This window comes from Candidatus Poribacteria bacterium (genome assembly GCA_016866785.1).
GTDB lineage: Bacteria > Poribacteria > WGA-4E.
In genome coordinates, this window is record VGLH01000098.1 from 1 (window position 1) to 15,217 (window position 15,217).

Consider the following 15,217-nt stretch of genomic DNA (forward strand, 5'->3'; position numbering starts at 1 on the left):
TCAGGACACGTCTCAATCGGATGCTCCACGACGCGATCCGGCTGCGCGACCTGCTCGAGGGTGTGTCCTTTGTGTCGGGGCTGTCCGCCAGGCTTCCGTTGCCCTTTCGTGCGCAGGCTCTTGGGAGACGGCTTGGGGTAGCCGTCACTGGAAGGCGGTTTGTTGCTGTTGCCGCTGTTCTTGGCGAGTTGGTCGCGCAAGGAGCGCACTTCCGTCTCCAACGCCGCGATGCGTTCTTGCATCAACAGGATGATGGCGATGAGGCTCTCTTTGTCGGGCGCTTCGAGTTGATCGCGCGTGAACGTCTGGATGCGTGTCATGCGTTTCCGTATCCGAGTGATTCCGACATCGTCCATACTATCGGCGCAGTCGGGAATGTCCGCAATCAGACTGAGTAGTTACGACGGATCAATCTCAGAAAAAGAGGAAAACCGCGCGCTTCGTCGTCCTTGTCTAGTGAAAGGCGGATTCAACCGATGTCCGTGACGCTCGCGATTCTCGACACGACCGGCGTTCAGACCTTTACCTACAGGAGCAGCGGCGATGCCTAGAGCAGTTCCGGATTGCCCGGGTCGACCGAAAGAGACGGCGGCCCGCCTCGTAACGAAGGATTACGCCATTCGCCTGATAACGCCGATGTTCGGGGGCGGGGTCGAAGCCGGATCGCCAGACCCCTCCTATCCGATTCGCGGCACGGCGATTCGCGGTCAGCTCCAGTTCTGGTGGCGGGCGACGCGCGGCGCAGTCTATCCCGACAAGGACGCCCTTTTCGAGCGTCACGCGGCGGTATGGGGCACGACGGAACGCGCCAGCCCGGTGGAGATCGAAGTTGTTGACGTTCAGACCGATGCGCCTGCGTCATGTGCTACCTATACGCGTCGTAACGATGGCAGGCTGCAACTACAGTGGAATTCCCCGTTCGCGAACACGCCGTTACCGTACGCATTATTCCCGTTTCAAGGCCAACTGAACCGTCCACGAACGGACGTGGAAAAACAGCCTGCGGACTTCATCAGACAGGTTTCGTTCGTCCTCCGTGTCCGGTTCCCTGAATCCCTCCGGCAGGATGTAGAGACCGCCGTCTGGGCATGGGTCAACTTCGGGGGATTGGGCGCTCGGACACGGCGCGGATGCGGCGCTCTGTTCTGCAAAGAGCTCGCGCCAGCGAACGCTAACGGTCTAGGCGATTGGGTGAAACAACGGATTCCGAACGCTTCGCCCGTCCGAGATTGGCCTACGCTCTTGTCTGCCATGCGGATTGCGGCAAACGCGGAGCCTCTCGCGGCTTGGGCAAGGGCGGTCGGCTTGATGCGGGACTTCCGACAAGGCGTGAACTTCGCCCGGAATCCCGGGAACCCGCCGAGTAGGCCCGGGCGATCCCGATGGCCCGAACCGGATACTATCCGGCGCGTCACCAACAAGTGGGAGAACAACCATCAACCCCGGCAGTACATCCCGAACGCATTTCCACGCGCGGAATTGGGTCTGCCTATCGTGTTCCATTACCAGAGCAGTCACGATCCCGAAGATACAGATTTGTATCCCGAAGGATCTAAACGGATGGCAAGTCCTCTGATACTCAAGCCGCTTGCCCTCGCGGATGGCAACGCAATACCGATGATCCTGCGCTTGGCGACGCCTCAACTGACGGCGGTAGACCTCAAGCGCGGAAACAACTCGCTGACGCTGCCGCCCAACACGGCGATCCGAGGCGCTCATCTGACGGCATATCAGCACGCTCCGTTCGACTCCCCCCTCGCCGACGCGCCGAACACCGGTTCCGCGCTGGACGCTTTTTGCGCCTATGCGTCAAAGAAAGGCTTTACGGAGGTGCAACTATGAGTTCCCATCTCCTCGCGCTCTCCGTCGGACCCGTGCAGGAGTTCATCGCGGCGTCGCGACGCACCCGCGACCTCTGGTTCGGCTCCTATCTCCTTTCCGAAATCAGCAAGGCAGTCGCTCGATCCGTTCGCATTGACGGCGGAAAACTTATCTTTCCGTCGCCGGATAACGCCGACGAGCTTGAGCCGCAAACCGGCTCGGACGACGACGCGCGCGCCTTGAACGTGGCGAACATCATCATCGCGGAGCTGAAAGACCGCGATCCGAGCGTTGTCGTTCAGAACGCGAAAAACGCCGCGCGCGCGCGGTGGCGCAAGTTCGCCGATGACGTGTTCGACGACCCGAAGATCACACGAGCGATCCGCGAGGAAATCTGGAAGGACCAGGTGAACGACGTCGTCGAGTTCTACGCGGCGTGGGTTCCGTTCAACGGCGCGAACTATCCACTCGCGCGAAAACGCGTGACGCAGCTGCTCGCGGGACGCAAGAACTGCCGCGACTTCTGTCCGGCGAAGGGACGCGCGAAGGTGCCCAAATCGTCGTTGGACGGGTTGCGCGAGTCCGTGCTCGTTGAGCGCCGTGACGACTGGTCAGCAAAGACGAAACGCTCGTTGCGAGTGCGCGACGGCGAACAACTCGACGTCGTCGGCGTCGTCAAGCGCGCGGCGGGAGGGGATCGTCCCTATCCGTCCGTATCGCGGGTCGCCGCCGATCCGTGGCTGCGCGGCGTCAAAGATGACGACCTTGAACCATTCAAGGAAGTCTGCGCTTCGTTCGGCGGGAATGCGCTTCATCGTCTCGACACGGAGATATATCCCCGATATGAACGGTTCCCATATGAAGGAACGGCAGTCTATCGCAATCGGTACAAAGAGCTCGAAGAAGAGACAGGAGTCGACATCAAGCCGCTCGCCGACGCCTTGAAAGCGCTGACCGATAAGCACAAAGAACCGAACCCCTACCTCTCCGTCCTCGTTGCCGACGGCGACCGGATGGGCCCGGCGATCAGCGAGCTGAAGGACATCGGCGAGCATCAGGCTTTCTCGAAGGCGCTGTCGACGTTCGCCGAGAGCGCGAAAGCCATTGTCCGCGAACACCGCGGCGTGCTCGTCTACGCCGGCGGCGACGATGTTCTTGCGTTTCTGCCCGTAGATCAATGCCTATCGTGCGCGCGAAAGCTTCACGACACGTTCGGCGAACTGCTCAAAGAGCAGTCCAAAGAGACGAAGCAAGAACTGACGCTTTCCGTCGGTGTCGCTATCGCGCACTTCTTGGACAATCTCGAAGACCTGCTCAACTTCGGACGCGAGGCGGAGAAGCACGCCAAGAATCCGCAAGACGACGACCGGAAACCCGATGGAACCAAACAAGAGAAGCGAAACGGACTCGCCGTCCACCTGCTGAAGCGCGGCGGCAGTCCCATCACCGTCCGCGCGAACTGGTCGGACGATCTCGACGAACGACTCGCCACAATGGCGGAATGGCTCGCGGACGGGAAGCTCCCGACCCGTCTCGCCAATGAGCTGCGCGGAATCGCGGACGCGTACGAGCGATGGGACGATGGCAACGCCCTCGAGAACGCGATCCAGAAGGATGCGCTTCGCGTTGTCGGCAAGAAACAGCCCCCATCGGAAGGCGCGATGGGCAACATCGGGGACATGATCCGAGCGCGCGTGAAGAACGCGGCGACACTCAAGCGGTTCGCTAACGAGCTCCTTGTCGCCCGGCAGATGGAAACCGCGCTCCGTCAGATAAGGCACGAAACTGCGCAAGGAGACGACGAATGACCACATTCCTCGAACTCACCTGCCGCGATCCGATTGTCTCGCGCGACGGGCGACCCTTCGGCGTCGGGCAGGGCAACCGAATGAAGTCCGTCGGTTGGCTCTTGCCTTCGGTCGTCGCCGGGTCGCTTCGGACGATGATCGGCAAAGCCGCAGGGCGCGACTTCTCGGATGCGACGGCGAAAGATCTGCTGCAGATGTCCGTCGCTGGAGTCTTTCCTGTCGCCGACGGGCGACTCTACTACCCTGCGCCGAACGACTGCGTCGTCGAAAAGCCCGATGATGGAGCCAAACCGGCTATTCATCAAGGGAAACTTGAAGCGATCCGCGACGGCGAAGGTTGCGATCTGCCCGGCGGACTCGCTCCCGTAACTCTGAAGGGCGAGGACTTCAAACCGGGTCCGAAGCCCGATTGGTGGCGCGACGACCACTACGCGAAGTGGCTCGTTACCGATGAAAAGGACTTCGCGTTCGACGAGACGTTTCTTCAAGCTCCGTGCCTAGACGAGCGCACGCATGTCTCGCTCGACCCGGCCGCAGGAGCCGCCGCAGAGGGCGAGTTGTTCACGACCGCGGCGTTGGCGGCGACCCACCTCCCGCGATACGGCGCGAAACCCGACGACCTGTTTTCGCGTCGGTTCGCGGAAATCCGCCTGACGGCGCGCGTCGTGGCGGATGGCTGGTGCGGCGAGAAGGTCGAACCGCTCAACGGCGTTCACCCGCTCGGCGGAGAACGGCGGTTGGTTCACTGGCGAAGCGTCGCCGAGATGGCGTCGAAATGGAAGTGTCCTCCAGCCGTCGCCGACACCCTGAGCAAAAAACCGACGCGCCTCCGAATGGTCTTGGCGACGCCCGCGATATTCTGCGGCGGATGGAAACCCGGGTGGCTTGATGCCGAACTTCGTGGAACGCCGCCCGGCGCGTCGATGACGCTTCAGCTGAAAGGCGTCTGTATTGAGCGGTGGCGCGCTGTCTCCGGCTGGTCGCTCGCGGAGCCGCGCGGGCCCAAACCGGTGAAGCGGATGGTTCCTGCGGGGGGCGTCTACTTCTTCGATGTCGTCGCGGGAGACGCTTCCGGCTTGGCGGAGCGATGGTTAGAGCCGGTCAGCGACGACGAACAGGATCGGCGAAACGGTTTCGGACTCGCCCTTTGGGGCGTCGCGTAACACAAGAGGAGAATCGAACATGGCAACGAAACTCTACTGGCTTCACACGCTTTCGCCGACGCACGTTGGCACGGGACGCGGCATCGGCTACATTGACCTGCCCGTACAGCGCGACAAGGTGACGAATTGGCCCCTCATTCCGGGCTCCGCCATCAAGGGGGTCTGGGCGGACTATTACGGCGCGACCGACAAGAAGCGCGACGGTGACGACGAAGGCGCGCGATGGTTGCGCGCCGCGTTCGGCAAAGGCGGTGACGATTCCTCGAACGCCGGCTCGCTGATCCCGACGGACGCGCGGCTTGTCTGCCTGCCGGTGCGGAGTTTCCGGGGAACCTTCGCGTGGTGCGCGTCGCCGATGGCGTTGCGGATGCTCCACCGTGACTTGGCGCTCGCCGGCGTCGGCAACCTGCCGCTGATCCCGGCCCTCGACGTCGAAACCACCGTCCTCCACCCATCACAAGCGGCATCGGCGCTCGTCGACGAGCATCGCATCTACCTCGAAGACCTCGACTTCACCGCTCAATCGAACGACGAAGCGGGCGATTGGGCGAACCAAATCGCCAAATGGGTCTTCCCCGGCGACGCAAATAAGGACTGGCGAACCGCCTTTATGAAGCGGTTCGCGGTTCTGCCGGACAGCGTGTTCGACTATCTGACCGAGACGGGAACCGAAGTGACCGCCCGCGTGCGCATTGACGATGACTCCAAGACGGTCGCGACGGGACAACTCTGGAACGAAGAGTCGCTTCCGGTCGAGACGATCCTCGCCGGGTTCGTCGCGTGCGACCGGGTCTACGCCCGCGGCGGCACGGCAATCAATCAAGACGACCAAGACGACGTGTTGAACCGATTCGCGTCCGAGACGATGAACCTACAGATCGGCGGCAAGGCGACGGTCGGGCGGGGTCGCGTTCGATGCGTCTTCGCATCGGTGAAGGGATAACTCATCATGAGGACGAACAGTCAGAAGATGGCTCAGGCGGCGTATACCGCTGTCGCCCAAACCTTTGATGAACTGCACGGTAAGGAACGCGACAAGTATCTGACCGTATCGCGCGGCTTCCCGACGCTCGTGCACGCATGCGGACTGGCGCAGGCGGTCGCGTTCGCGCGTGCGAAGCAGAACGACTACGAGCGCTACATGAAGGATCTCGCTGAAGTCCTGGGCGCCGCTGGCAACGACGACGTAGCAACCGTTGACGGACTCGACCACGCGTCGCGCAACGAACCAGTATCCGGGTATCTGCGGCTGAGTCGTACCGCCCTACAATCGGCGAATTGGATCAAGCGGTACGCCGAAGCCCTGAAGGAGGATTGACATGCGACACGCGCTCAGCGGCGTCAACCGCGGCTTCGGGGAGCACGCCGGACTGATCCTGCAGCGCTATGCGAAGGAAGCGACTCCCAACAACGCACCCGAGAAACGTGCTCTGCTCGATGACGCGATACGCTGCGTGAAGAACCAGCCCGTGCGCGAGCTCTACGCGCTCGCCTTCGACCGCTGGAAAGACTCCTTCGACGGCGACGAACGGAACATTTCCGCCGACCTCAAGACGCGGGACCGGGACCGACTCATCGTCGGGCTCGGCTCGCAGAACGTCCTCGAAACGGGTCTGCGGCTCCACCACACCTACGGAACGCCGATCCTTCCCGGCTCCGCGTTGAAGGGGCTCGCCGCACATTATTGCGCTCAGATGTGGGGCGAGAAACATGGCGGCGATGCCTCGCCCGGCGAGAACAAGCCCTTCCGCAAGTGCGGGCAGTTTTATGAACTCCTGTTCGGGAAGGGAGGCGACAACGACAGCGCGGTTGGCGTCATCACCTTCCACGACGCCTGGATTACGCCGGAGTCGTTGGAGAAAGGCGCGCTCAAACTCGATGTGATGACGCCGCATCACCGAGCATGGCAGAACAACGACGCGCCGCCGACCGACTTCGACAGTCCGATTCCCGTCTCGTATCTGTCTGTGACAGGAACGTTTCACGTCGTCGTGTCGTGGAGCGGGCCTGAGTCGGATCAATCGCGGAAATGGACGGAACTCGCAATGACGCTCCTCAAAGACGCTCTAGGAGATTGGGGCGTCGGCGGCAAGACGAGTAGCGGCTACGGGCGGCTCGTTGACCCGATCGCAGCGCAGCCAGCGCCCGGCGCGCAGAACCTGGTCCCGGAACCCGCAGCGAAACGCGATTCCGGCACGGCCGCGACAGTGAAGATTGTCGAAGCGCGTCCCAAGGGAGGTTTCAACGTCCAGGAAGAGGGCTATCCGCAAGGGACGTTGACCGTCGGCACGCCGCCGAATCCGCTGCCGGAGATCGGAGCCGTTGTCAAAGTGAAGGTTCATATCGGCGATCCGAAACGCCCGCAATACCGTTGGAGTTGAGCCATGCGAACCAGCCGACCGCAACATCTGATATGTACTGTCGGCGTCAGCCTATTCCTACCGAATCTAAATGGACTCCGAGCAAAACTGTTGGACGGAACGATCCCCCCGGAGCGTAAGAAACTGGCCGAGGCGTATGTCGCCAAGGATTGGCCCCGCGTCGCGCAGGAGCTCGACCACATAGACGCCAACGAGCAGATTTGCGGCGCCGAGATCAACTCCGTCGCAAGCATGATCGAAAAGCAATATGTCGCACCTAACTGCGGACTTTTCTTCCTGCACTCAGAAACCGAGGCAGGAAACGACGTGGCAACCATCCTCAGAGCCTACTACGAGATCAAGGGGCATACGACCGTCAAGACCATATCCGTCAAAGACCTTCAGGACGAAGACCCCAAACGATTCCGCACGAAAGGATTGCGAAATCTCGCCCGCGAGGTCTGCGCATTGATCCGCGACTATTCTCCTCATGCGTGCGCGATTAACGCGACGGGCGGATACAAAGCGCAGATTGCGATTGGCGTGTTACTCGGTCAGGCGATCGGTGTTCCCGTCTATTACAAGCACGAACGGTTCCCGGAGATCATCGCGTTCCCGCCGATGCCCGTGGCGCTTGACTTCGAACTCTGGATGCGCGCGAGCGGAATGCTCTACGATTTATCCCGGACTCTCGACCCGGTTCCGGAACGCGAATATGCCGACGAATGGGACGAACGCTATGAAAGCCTCGTCGAGCGAGTATCCATTGACGGCGTCGCATATCTCGAACTCTCGCCCACCGGCCAGATATTTCATGAGACGTTCCGCGAGCGATTCCGCACGGCACGAGACGAGGTGCTCCCCCCGACCGCGTTGACGAAATTCGACCCACGCATCGAAAGAGCCGGATGGCGAGGAGTGCATCCGGAAGTCGAAGAGTTCATGAGTCGAGTCACGAACGAAGTGCCACAAGTCGTCCAGTGTTCAACTTTCTACTACAATCCAGATTTGCCGAGTCGAGCGCGATTTCGGCTAGGAAGCGGCGGTATCGAGGGCATATTCTCTAACGGAACCTACACGGTCAAATTCCGCGTTGAAACCACGGCGAAGACACCAGGACAAAGCGCGGCAGTCGTCGCCTTTCTCAACCAATGGTTGAGCGACCAAGCGTGATGATTCGTCGTGGGGATCGGCTCGATGAACTACGACGCGACCCGAAGCGCCCGGCCGATGCAACGGTAGCCGCCTGGAGTTGATTTCCGCATGACCCCCAACCTCGAACAACTCACCGTCACGCGCTTCCGCGTCGAGGTCGAACTCGCGGAGCCGACTCCCTGGTCGCCGCTCGTCGCGTGGGTGGTCGCGGGCGCGTTCGGAGCCGCCGTCGAGTCCGACCCCGAACTCAAAGGCGCGCTCTTCAAAACAGGCGACGCGCATCCGATCCTCTTCGAGACTACCCCGTCCGACGGCGTTCAAGATATGGCGGCGTTCACCAAATCCTTCCCGCCCGACGCAGGTCCCTTCAGCGTTCACGACCTCGCGCATCACATCGTCATCGCCTACGCCCGGCACGTCGCTTTCGACCTGCTCTTCATCGGCGACGCCGCGCGACACGCGCAACGGGCGCTCGGCGCGCTTTGGCGTCTACAGGAAACCGGACTCGGCAGGTATCGCTACGCGACGGAATCGCGCGTCCCGTTCCGAATCGTGCGCGTCGCCCACCTCGACGCGGCGGGCTCCGAAACAAACCTCATCGTCGTCGCTCCGCCCAACCGTCTGAGCCGCGTCGAGAACATGGACTTCGGTTCGTTCCCGCCCACGTTCACGCTCGAAGAGGCTTTCGGACGCGCGGCATCGCTCGCGAAGGAACCCCATCTCCGCATCGAGCTGTTGACGCCGCTCCTCCTCCGCCGAACGGTGCGCGACGAGTCGCGCGGCGAGCAGAAGGTCGCCGAACAGGAGCCGACGTTATTGTCGCTCGTCTCGAAGGCGCGGCGTCGCGTTCTCGACCTCCTGAGCCGGTACCCGGACCCGCGTTTCGCGGATCGTCCCGTCGTCGAAGCGCCGCGCTTCGAGCTGCCCGATTCCTGCGATGAGCGATGGAGCTACCGTTACTGGATCGACGAGGATGTTTCTTCGCTGTCGCAGTCGGAACGTCGGATTCGGGGCGTCGTCGGAAGCCTGTCGGTTCCGACTCCACCGTTTGAATCGCTGTTGTTCTTAACGTTGGTGGAACAGATTCACCTCGGTAAGGACGCGATTCGCGGCATGGGCAGGATGCGGCTCGTTTCCGAACGACTCCCTACGAACGACTCGCTCGTTCGCTGAACGCATCGAGGAAGGCGGTAATATGCCCGACGACCGTCGAACGACGCTCGAACGCGCGTTTTCGAACTCCGGTTGGCTGACGCCGTGGGACAGGCTGTGTGTCGAGTTCGGCTGCGTCGCCTACGCGACCGATCCAAGCCTTCTCGACGCGAGTTTTCGACGGGATGCTCATTACGTCGCGGTCGGCAACGACATCCTGTCGCGGACGATAACGCCCACTGTCTACATGATCACCGACAAGCCGCAAAAGAGCCGCAATCTCGTCGTTCTGGAACCTTCCCTACTCGATAACGTCGAGGTCTGGCGCGCGCCAAGAGGCGGGATGCTGACCAACCGAAACACGGCGTTCATCAAGACGTTCTGGTCGCGACCCAACAGCGCCCGCTACGACGATAGAGGACTACGCGATTGCGCGAATCTGAAAGACGCGCCGTTGTCTCGATTCCGCGACGAGCTTGCGGCGTTCAAAGCCGAGAAGCAGGTAACCAAAGTCGAGCGAGAAACCCGCCGGACTCGACCCGAGCCAAATGCGAACGAGCTCCTACGGAACGCGCTGGCGTCGGTGAACGTCGCATCCGAAGACGCGACTGCTGTTCACTCGAACTACTTCCGAGACGGCGACTTCGACGCCTACTGGAGCGTCGTCTACGGCGTATTTCACCCGGACATCGCGCGACTGAACGTGACAAGCGCGCGCGACTTCCTCACGCGATCCATCGCCCTCTACGAGAGTGACCCCGGCTCGTTCGCAATCGACGTGAACCTCGCGCTCGAGGCGATTCGTCGTTTGTTGACGACGATGCCAGACGCTGCGCGCGCCCTCTTGCTCCGCCGCATCCGGCGTCCGACGATTCTGTTACGGGACATGGGCGCTGGCGGCAGCATTCGCCGAAGACAGGTCGACGCCTATGGCCGTCTCAATGCGGCGTTCGAGCGCATCGCGCGGGAGCTCGACGACCGCGGATTCTCGCCGCTCGCTGCGGAGCGTTTCGCGCTGATGCTCGGGTTTGTTGCGCTGTGGACGGAGTAGATAAAAACGGTCGGAAACCGACGCGACTCGATAGCCTACTGTAGATGAGACGAAGCGGATCGCCTTCGGTGTGATGTCGTTCGCGAATCTCGGACAGGCGCTCACGTCGGCATAGCTACTCTACGGTGCTCTCAACAGGAGCTAAATCAAAATGAGTCTATTATCCTATGCCGTGTCGCTGCTCCGGGAACTCGACGAGCTCTACCGCGAGAACGACGAAACGAGCGCTGCGTTTGCAGAGACGACCTGTCGACTCCGCCGCGTCGTCGCCCAGATCGCGCTCTACAAACTGCGCGCGCTGCGAGGCTTTGACGACGCCTCTGGAGCCGACGACGTCGCCCAGTCGTTTTATATGGAATGGGTTCATCCAACCGAATCGCGCGCGGCCATTCTCAACGCCCTCAAGCCGGGTTCGAAACTCGCGTCGAACGTCAAAGCCATCGCCAAACTAAAGCGCAACGCTCCGAACGAGGTTCTCGTCGAAGGTTACAGACGACCACACGGCGTGCCGCCACCCGCTGACCCAGACGACTCCGTCGTGATTTCGCTCGAGCGCGCCGAGTTCATTCGTTTCGGTATACAGACCATCGAAGCGATGCGAGAACCGAAACGCACCATCGCAACGCTCTACTTCATAGACGGTTTGACTCTGGTTCAGATCGAATCGCACGTGCCGTTGCGAAGGTCGCGCATCCAGCAATACGTCAAGGACGCGCAGGGATCGCTTCGACGGATTGGGATGAACGCCCACGATTGATACGCCGTCCGGGCTTCGCGTCTGTTGCAAGGAGTACGACATGAATACGAACCGACAATCCCCCCGACCTGGCGACATCTGGTTCATCCGAACCTACTTCGTCGCGCCATGGGACGAGAAACGCTACGAAACTCCCGAACCGGTCGCCGTCGTGATCGTCCGAACGAACGTCGGATTTGACACTCTTGGGGGCTGGGTTCCTGCCGAAGCCGCGCTCCACGATGCGTTGCCGGTATCGTTCGCCGTCGACATGCAGGGGCGGTATGACCTGCGCGTGGACCAGTGCGGCTCTCCGCTCGGTAGCGCGTGTATCGTGGAAACTGGACTGCCGATGTGGGTCATGTCCGCGCAACTCGAACGCAAAGCGGGCGAACTGGACGAAGAGGCGTTCGACGACCTCTGCTTTCTCTACGACGCCGCGCGAGGGCTTTTCTACCGCGAGAAGGACGAGTGGGCGAATGCTCTCCTCGACGGAATGGACTTGCCCGCCGCGTCCTACGACGGCGACCCGCGAATCGCCTTCCGCGAACGCGAGCTCGGACGAATCCGCCCGCTGGCGGACGCCGTGTCTGCCTTCTCCGACTGGTACGCGGCGGAAGACGCCCGCCGGAGCGGAGCCATCCGAATCGCGATGAAGAACGCCGCCGCGCGTTCGGAAGCGATTGGGAAGATCGCGACGGACTGGATGAAGGGAATTGAAGATCGCGCCCGGAAAGCAATCGAGGACGCGACCGCTGCGCTCGCATCGCCGTTTCGCCTGCCGCTGAACGTCCAAGCGGCGAGCGGTTCGGAGTACGGCAAGGTTCTGCGAGACGCCGCCGAGCGCATGCGGAACAAAGAAGGCGTCGAGGTCTATGAGAACCCGGACGCCGGCGTCTACGCCCGCTGCCTCTCGACAGACGACGGCGTCTTTCTGAACATCGCAACCGACGGACGGACGATCTCCGACCCGGTGAAAAACGTGCAGGTCGACGGGTTGGAACGCCCCATGCCGACGAACCTGGACGCGCTCGGTCTCGGCGGCGAGTGGACGGGTCTGCTGCCGATCTTCTATCCCGAAGACACGGGCTCCATCGTCGACGTCGAGGTCGCCGTTCCCGAGGCGTCGTTCATACTCCGCTTCGTCATCGAGACGGTGGAGGAAGGAGCGGTGTTATGAACGTCAAACAATCACCGGACTGGACAGCCGGAAACCTGCGGTTCTGCTTTCGGAGACTCGTTGACGAGTGGAACGCCGCGGAGCGAAAAGAACGCATTACGCGATGGAGGGGCGAACTGCTCGCCTTTGTCGAAGCCCACGGAGCGGCGTTGCCGGAGAACCTGAGCGACGCGCTTCCGCCGGGCGCAACGCTTCCGACGCCGCTTGAGGGCGTCACGAACACCGCGCACGCGGCGACGCGAGCCGAAACCGGCGCTGCGTGGGCGATGTTCGCCGTCAATCTGGGACGCGACGAGAACAACGGAACATCACGGCGGATCCAAATCACGGTACGAGGCGAGTCGCCCGCGATGCCGCACGGGTGGGACCAATACGAGCCCGTCTTCAAGCGTTCCGTCGAGGCGGTCGTGCGGTTGCTCGGCAGCCATCGCGACGCGACCGCGTGGCACGACGCGACCGCGTGGCACGACGCGGACAGCGGCAAGTTCTACGCCGGATTCGTCCCCGACGCGGACCCCGCCTCACGATACCGCCTGCGCGTCGAGGACATCGCGGGATGGAAACAGCCGGAGGACTTCGACTTCAGCGGCGGGTCGCTCGGACTCCCGCTTGCGTTGGCGGCGTTCTCGGCAATCACGAAGGTTCCCGTGCCGCTGGAGGTCGCCAGCACCGGAGTTGTCAACGACGACGGTTCCGTCGCCGCCGTCGAGGGCGTGGACGACAAGATAGCGACGATCCGGGTCGAACACCCGGAAGCGACGCGGTTCCTGATTCCCGACGGCTGCCGCCACGCGCGGGAGTTCCCGGGCGTCACGGTCGAGAGCGTCGGTTCGCTCGAAGACCTGTTGACGAAGGCGTACGCCCGCGAATGGAAGGACGTGGTTCGGCGAAGCCTGCCGTCGTGGGAGAAGGACGTCTGTCGGATGAAATGGACTCAAACGGTATCGGAAAACGGAGTCGCGTTCGCGCGATTACAGCACAAGTTCAGTGTCGGCGACGTAGACAAACGCCTCCTAAAACCGCTGACGCGGCTCGTTGGAGATATGATATCGAGAGGTATCATCGGCGACCAACCCGTCGTCCTCGACGGTCGGATCGCCGCGTGGTATGCGGCTTTCTGGTCGAACGCCTTGACGAACAAGATTCGACTCATGGCAACGCGTCGCGGGCAGGGAAACGCGGGCATCGTCGCGTGGTCCCGAAACTCGGATGACGTCGGAAACACGATTCGCTTTGCCGACCTGCGCGATTTGTTAGGGAACTGACGATGTGGCTCCTGAACGCCTTCTCGATCCAGATGCTGCCTGATTGTCGCGGAACCATCCGGTTCATACCCATTTCCGAGGAAGACGCGCGCTCGCATCTTGCCGACGGATTCGAGAGCGCCATCGGTCACGAACTCACCGCTCGACTCCTGTCGAAACGATTGAACCTCGGTATCGAAGCCCGTCGCGTCGAGATCGCTCTCACTCCAGGCGAAACGGCGATCATCGCGCAACTGCGCCTACCGCGAGGCGCGGAAGGCATTCTGCCATCGGAAGAAGAACTTGCGCGAACACCCGTTTCTTACGTGCGCGTCGAAGTGCTCGACAGTTGACCATCCGGAACGCGCCTGCGATAGAGGTATGATTGATGGCGAACGTCTACGTCCTCGTCATCAACGAGCGTACCGGTGACGATTGCCCAGGCGTCGAAGTGACCATCGTGTTTTCAGGATGGTTGCGCGGATGGCTTAAAGCGCGAACCGACGCGGACGGCATCGCGGAATTACGCGATGTCACGCCCGGCGATGCCGTGATCTACGTCAGAGGCAAGTCGGTTTACGACGGTTACGTTTCGGGACGCGTTCGCGTGTTCGTTTGACGGCGCGTTCCGGATGAACGCGCGACACACGACGCCCGACGGAAGACCGAGAAACCGTCGGGCGTTTTCGTGTTCGGTGCCGATCTCCGACGAACAGGTACGATCGCAACTAGTGGTAGGACTTGACGCGATGGCACCACGCGCTGCGTAGGATGACTCCCGCCGCCGACCAGGGAATCGGCGTCTCGAATCCGAGGTCGCCGCGCAAGCGAGAGGAGTTGATTGAGTCCGCATCGCATGAAGTCGTCATTTCGTTCTTGAGGCATCCCTAAATTCCTTGATTCGTTTCTCTAGGCCGTCCATCAAGTCGGCCGGGGCGTACGGCTTTCGTTTATACCCGCCATGCTCAATATCGTTGCGCAAGGAGGCGATTTTCGCCTCAACACCGGACTGATTCTGACTCCACTCTTTGTCCACCTGCCGGCGAAGATCGTCGTCGAATGGACTTCGACCAGGACACGCCGCAGTATCCGGCGCACTTCGTGTGACCCAACCCTCGCGGAGCGTGATCGCCGCTTCGGCGTACCGCCCCCATTGGCAATACTGCTCAGCGAGCGCCGCGATGGCTTTGTGTCCTTCGAGAGTGTTCAATCGGTCTCCAGCGATCAGAAGTGGCTCTGCTATGTCATCTATCTTTGCCAGCACGTCCGCCATCGGGGTAGTTGCTGTCGCACCACATCACGCGCGGCAGCGAGTGCCTCGGAAAGAGTGTGCGCTGCGCTCCCGTGACGTTCGTTTCCCAGTAAGAGGTCGCCTGTTCTCACGGTTGCTACCGCGTCGCTGAACTGGCGAAGCGCTTTCGTAACTGCATCCATTTCGACCCGACCTTCATTCGAGGGATGGGCATCGCGATGGATTCGTTTTCTGGACTCCTCCATAGCCGGTTTAAGAGGGGGAGCGAATCCTGTCTTCAGGAACAAGGAAAGTA

The 15,217-nt window shown here is 61.6% G+C and carries 16 protein-coding genes; 14 read left to right on the forward strand and 2 right to left on the reverse strand.

The window, feature by feature from the left end; genetic code table 11:
* On the reverse strand, positions 1–320 hold a 320-nt coding region (locus FJZ36_13525), incomplete at its 3' end, for an IS66 family transposase (protein ID MBM3215926.1).
* Between the two features lie 223 nt (positions 321–543).
* Between FJZ36_13525 and cmr1 the strand changes: the two genes are divergently transcribed.
* The 14 genes from cmr1 to FJZ36_13595 all read left to right on the forward strand — a co-directional run bounded on the left by cmr1 (position 544) and on the right by FJZ36_13595 (position 14,289).
* Positions 544–1,842: a type III-B CRISPR module RAMP protein Cmr1 gene (gene cmr1 / locus FJZ36_13530; protein MBM3215927.1), complete on the forward strand. Its 1,299-nt coding sequence runs from the start codon at positions 544–546 to the stop codon at positions 1,840–1,842.
* Positions 1,839–3,629, forward strand: a complete 1,791-nt coding sequence (gene cas10 / locus FJZ36_13535; protein MBM3215928.1) for a type III-B CRISPR-associated protein Cas10/Cmr2 — start codon at positions 1,839–1,841, stop codon at positions 3,627–3,629. Before cmr1 ends, cas10 begins: the two co-directional genes overlap by 4 nt.
* Positions 3,626–4,792, forward strand: a complete 1,167-nt coding sequence (locus tag FJZ36_13540) for a CRISPR-associated protein Cmr3 (GenBank protein ID MBM3215929.1) — start codon at positions 3,626–3,628, stop codon at positions 4,790–4,792. Before cas10 ends, FJZ36_13540 begins: the two co-directional genes overlap by 4 nt.
* Positions 4,793–4,811: 19 nt before the next feature.
* On the forward strand, positions 4,812–5,735 hold the full coding sequence (cmr4, locus tag FJZ36_13545) for a type III-B CRISPR module RAMP protein Cmr4 (protein ID MBM3215930.1): 924 nt from the start codon (positions 4,812–4,814) through the stop codon (positions 5,733–5,735).
* A gap of 6 nt (positions 5,736–5,741) precedes the next feature.
* Positions 5,742–6,110, forward strand: a complete 369-nt coding sequence (gene cmr5, locus FJZ36_13550; protein ID MBM3215931.1) for a type III-B CRISPR module-associated protein Cmr5 — start codon at positions 5,742–5,744, stop codon at positions 6,108–6,110.
* A gap of 1 nt (position 6,111) precedes the next feature.
* Positions 6,112–7,173, forward strand: coding sequence for a type III-B CRISPR module RAMP protein Cmr6 (cmr6, locus tag FJZ36_13555; protein MBM3215932.1), 1,062 nt, complete (start codon positions 6,112–6,114; stop codon positions 7,171–7,173).
* Between the two features lie 3 nt (positions 7,174–7,176).
* Positions 7,177–8,325, forward strand: coding sequence for a putative CRISPR-associated protein (locus FJZ36_13560; protein ID MBM3215933.1), 1,149 nt, complete (start codon positions 7,177–7,179; stop codon positions 8,323–8,325).
* Positions 8,326–8,415: 90 nt separating this feature from the next.
* On the forward strand, positions 8,416–9,480 hold the full coding sequence (locus tag FJZ36_13565; protein ID MBM3215934.1) for a hypothetical protein: 1,065 nt from the start codon (positions 8,416–8,418) through the stop codon (positions 9,478–9,480).
* Positions 9,481–9,502: 22 nt separating this feature from the next.
* Positions 9,503–10,510, forward strand: coding sequence for a hypothetical protein (locus FJZ36_13570; GenBank protein ID MBM3215935.1), 1,008 nt, complete (start codon positions 9,503–9,505; stop codon positions 10,508–10,510).
* 151 nt (positions 10,511–10,661) lie between these two features.
* The gene (locus FJZ36_13575; GenBank protein MBM3215936.1) at positions 10,662–11,267 is read left to right on the forward strand and encodes a hypothetical protein; all 606 of its coding nucleotides are present in this window, start codon (positions 10,662–10,664) and stop codon (positions 11,265–11,267) included.
* A 40-nt stretch (positions 11,268–11,307) separates the two neighbouring features.
* Positions 11,308–12,426 carry a hypothetical protein gene (locus FJZ36_13580; protein ID MBM3215937.1) on the forward strand — a complete coding sequence of 373 codons (1,119 nt, stop codon included), beginning with the start codon at positions 11,308–11,310 and terminating at the stop codon, positions 12,424–12,426.
* Positions 12,423–13,691, forward strand: a complete 1,269-nt coding sequence (locus FJZ36_13585) for a hypothetical protein (GenBank protein ID MBM3215938.1) — start codon at positions 12,423–12,425, stop codon at positions 13,689–13,691. Before FJZ36_13580 ends, FJZ36_13585 begins: the two co-directional genes overlap by 4 nt.
* Before the next feature lie 2 nt (positions 13,692–13,693).
* Positions 13,694–14,023, forward strand: coding sequence for a DUF1874 domain-containing protein (locus FJZ36_13590; GenBank protein MBM3215939.1), 330 nt, complete (start codon positions 13,694–13,696; stop codon positions 14,021–14,023).
* Between the two features lie 35 nt (positions 14,024–14,058).
* Complete coding sequence (locus FJZ36_13595) at positions 14,059–14,289, forward strand: hypothetical protein (protein MBM3215940.1); 231 nt, start codon at positions 14,059–14,061, stop codon at positions 14,287–14,289.
* 246 nt (positions 14,290–14,535) lie between these two features.
* Here FJZ36_13595 and FJZ36_13600 read toward each other — a convergent pair whose 3' ends face one another.
* Positions 14,536–14,943, reverse strand: a complete 408-nt coding sequence (locus FJZ36_13600) for a hypothetical protein (protein MBM3215941.1) — start codon at positions 14,941–14,943, stop codon at positions 14,536–14,538.
* Positions 14,944–15,217: the final 274 nt, after the last annotated feature.

Coding starts and splice junctions, on each gene's coding strand:
- FJZ36_13590 (MBM3215939.1), top strand. CDS start 13,694: ATGTGGCTCCTGAACGCCTTCTCGATCCAGATGCTGCCTGATTGTCGC.
- FJZ36_13580 (MBM3215937.1), top strand. CDS start 11,308: ATGAATACGAACCGACAATCCCCCCGACCTGGCGACATCTGGTTCATC.
- FJZ36_13575 (MBM3215936.1), top strand. CDS start 10,662: ATGAGTCTATTATCCTATGCCGTGTCGCTGCTCCGGGAACTCGACGAG.
- cmr4 (MBM3215930.1), top strand. CDS start 4,812: ATGGCAACGAAACTCTACTGGCTTCACACGCTTTCGCCGACGCACGTT.
- FJZ36_13540 (MBM3215929.1), top strand. CDS start 3,626: ATGACCACATTCCTCGAACTCACCTGCCGCGATCCGATTGTCTCGCGC.
- FJZ36_13570 (MBM3215935.1), top strand. CDS start 9,503: ATGCCCGACGACCGTCGAACGACGCTCGAACGCGCGTTTTCGAACTCC.
- cmr6 (MBM3215932.1), top strand. CDS start 6,112: ATGCGACACGCGCTCAGCGGCGTCAACCGCGGCTTCGGGGAGCACGCC.
- cmr5 (MBM3215931.1), top strand. CDS start 5,742: ATGAGGACGAACAGTCAGAAGATGGCTCAGGCGGCGTATACCGCTGTC.
- FJZ36_13595 (MBM3215940.1), top strand. CDS start 14,059: ATGGCGAACGTCTACGTCCTCGTCATCAACGAGCGTACCGGTGACGAT.
- cas10 (MBM3215928.1), top strand. CDS start 1,839: ATGAGTTCCCATCTCCTCGCGCTCTCCGTCGGACCCGTGCAGGAGTTC.
- FJZ36_13585 (MBM3215938.1), top strand. CDS start 12,423: ATGAACGTCAAACAATCACCGGACTGGACAGCCGGAAACCTGCGGTTC.
- cmr1 (MBM3215927.1), top strand. CDS start 544: ATGCCTAGAGCAGTTCCGGATTGCCCGGGTCGACCGAAAGAGACGGCG.
- FJZ36_13560 (MBM3215933.1), top strand. CDS start 7,177: ATGCGAACCAGCCGACCGCAACATCTGATATGTACTGTCGGCGTCAGC.
- FJZ36_13600 (MBM3215941.1), bottom strand. CDS start 14,943: ATGGCGGACGTGCTGGCAAAGATAGATGACATAGCAGAGCCACTTCTG.
- FJZ36_13565 (MBM3215934.1), top strand. CDS start 8,416: ATGACCCCCAACCTCGAACAACTCACCGTCACGCGCTTCCGCGTCGAG.